The organism is Dietzia cercidiphylli, from assembly GCF_014145145.1.
Taxonomy (GTDB): domain Bacteria; phylum Actinomycetota; class Actinomycetes; order Mycobacteriales; family Mycobacteriaceae; genus Dietzia; species Dietzia natronolimnaea.
This window is the reverse complement of the sequence record NZ_JAALEA010000382.1, coordinates 1-2,094: the sequence shown is the minus strand read 5'-3', so window position 1 is coordinate 2,094 and position 2,094 is coordinate 1. Positions and strand designations below refer to the sequence as shown.

Genomic DNA, 2,094 nt, shown 5'->3' with positions numbered 1-2,094 from the left:
TCGGCATCACCGTGGTGACGCAGCGCGTCCCACGACGGACCCTCGGGCAGGTGTCCGGGCGCGGAACCGGGGGCGGCGCTCATGACCGGCAGCCTAGGCGGGGCCCACGGGGGCGGCGGCGACGGGTGGCGGCGCATGCCGGCCGGGGTCTGAGAGGATGACGGCATGCCCGACCGCCCGATCCTCCTCGTCGACCTCGACGGCACCATCACCGACTCACTGGACGGCATCGCCAGGTCGCTCCACCACGCGCTGGACACCGTCGGTGCCCGGTGGGACGACTCACGTGACATCCGCTCCATCGCGGGCCCACCCATGCCGGACACCCTCGCCTCGCTGGGGCTCGGGGGCGCCGATCTGCAGCGGGCGATGAGCGCCTACCGCGAGCGCTACACCGACGTGGGGTGGCTCGAGAACGCGGTCTACGAGGGAATGGACGGCCTGCTGACGAGCCTGGCCGGTCACGGTTTCCGGATGGCCGTGGCGACGAGCAAGGACCAGCAGGCCGCGCGACGGATCCTGGAGCACTTCCGGCTCGACGACCCGTTCGAGTTCATCGGCGGCGCGGACCTGCGGGTCGGGCGGGCGGCCAAGGCCGATGTGATCGCGCACTCACTCTCCGCACTCGGCGTCGATCCGGTTCCGGTGGCCGAGGGGGGCACGGGCCACGTCCTCATGATCGGCGACCGCGAGCACGACGTGGAGGGTGCCGCCCGCTACGGGATCCCCACGGCGATCGTGCGCTGGGGTTACGGCAGCCCCGGCGAGTGGGACGGCGCCCGCTGGTCCCCGGCGGACACCGCCGAGCTGGAGCGGATCATCCATGAGTGGTGACCCGCGCGTGCACGTCGTCTTTGTCTGTACCGGCAACATCTGCCGCTCCCCCATGGCCGAGGTCATGGCACGGCATGCGTTCTCGGGCGCCGGGTTCGGCGACAGGGTCACCGTCTCGAGCGTGGGTACCGGTGGGTGGCACGTCGGGGACGGCATGGATCCCCGGGCCGCGGCCGAACTCGAGTCCCACGGGTACGACAGCACGCACGTGGCCGCACAACTGTCCGCCGCCGATCACCGGGCCGACCTGGTGGTGGCGCTCGACCGCGGCCACCGCGACCACCTCCTCGGCGCCGGAGTCGACGGGCACCGTGTCCGCCTCCTGAGGGGGTTCGATCCCGCGGCGGACGGTGAGGACGTGGCCGATCCCTACTACGGCCACCACGACGGCTTCACCCGGACCCGTCTCCAGATCGCTGCGGCGCTCCCCGGGTTGGTGGCCGAGGTGCATGCCCTCCTGACGTAGCCCGTCGGGGTCCAACGGATACCCTGGGGACATGCGGAGTCTGCGGCGCTTTCTGAGTCCCGGCTGGCTGATCGGCCTGCTCGCCGTGTCGCTGTTCGCCTGGGCGTGCTTCGCCCTCCTGGCCCCGTGGCAGCTGGGCAAGAGCGAGGACCTGGACGCCCGCAACACCCGCCTCGCCGAGTCGATAGAGGCCGCGCCGGCCCCGTTCGGGCAGGTGGTGGACGCCCCCGAGGCGTTCGTCGACCGCGAATGGCGGCTGGTGACACTGGACGGCCGGTGGCTACCCGACGCCGAGGCACTGCTGCGGCTCCGCGCGGTCGACGGCGAGCCGGTCTACCAGGTGTTGACGGTGTTCGATCCGGTCGATGGGCCGGAGATCCTGGTCAACAGGGGTGTCGTCCCCGTCGGCGAGAACAACACGGTCCCCGACTACGCCGCCGCGCCCGCGGGGCCCGTCGAGATCACCGCTCGGCTCCGCGCGGCGGAGAGCGGTCAGGCGGAGCCGGTCCTCGTGGACGGGCTGCCGGCCGTGAGGGTCCTGGACCCCTCCGTGCTGGGCGGGGCACTCGGCCACCCGCTCGTCCCCGCCGGATACCTCCAGCTCTCCGGTGACCAGCCCGGATCGCTCACCCCGGTGCCCATCCCCGGGATAGAGAACGGCCCGTACCTCTCCTACGGCCTGCAGTGGCTCGCCTTCGGCGTCCTGGCGCCGCTCGCCCTGGCCTACTTCGCGTGGGCCGAGATCCGGGCGCGACGCCGCGACGCCGAGGCGGACGAGAACCCGGCGCCGCCGG

General features: G+C 72.7%; 3 protein-coding genes. All 3 read left to right on the top strand.

Translation table 11 applies throughout. The features are described 5' to 3' along the window. Positions 1–165: 165 nt before the first annotated feature. Positions 166–834 carry an HAD hydrolase-like protein gene (locus tag G6028_RS13555; RefSeq protein WP_182659182.1) on the top strand — a complete coding sequence of 223 codons (669 nt, stop codon included), beginning with the start codon at positions 166–168 and terminating at the stop codon, positions 832–834. Further along, positions 824–1,300, top strand: a complete 477-nt coding sequence (locus G6028_RS13550) for a low molecular weight protein-tyrosine-phosphatase (RefSeq protein WP_182659181.1) — start codon at positions 824–826, stop codon at positions 1,298–1,300. Before G6028_RS13555 ends, G6028_RS13550 begins: the two co-directional genes overlap by 11 nt. Positions 1,301–1,331: 31 nt before the next feature. Beyond that, a partial coding sequence (locus G6028_RS13545; protein ID WP_182659180.1) for an SURF1 family cytochrome oxidase biogenesis protein occupies positions 1,332–2,094 on the top strand: 763 nt, incomplete at its 3' end.

Coding starts and splice junctions, on each gene's coding strand:
- G6028_RS13550 (WP_182659181.1), top strand. CDS start 824: ATGAGTGGTGACCCGCGCGTGCACGTCGTCTTTGTCTGTACCGGCAAC.
- G6028_RS13555 (WP_182659182.1), top strand. CDS start 166: ATGCCCGACCGCCCGATCCTCCTCGTCGACCTCGACGGCACCATCACC.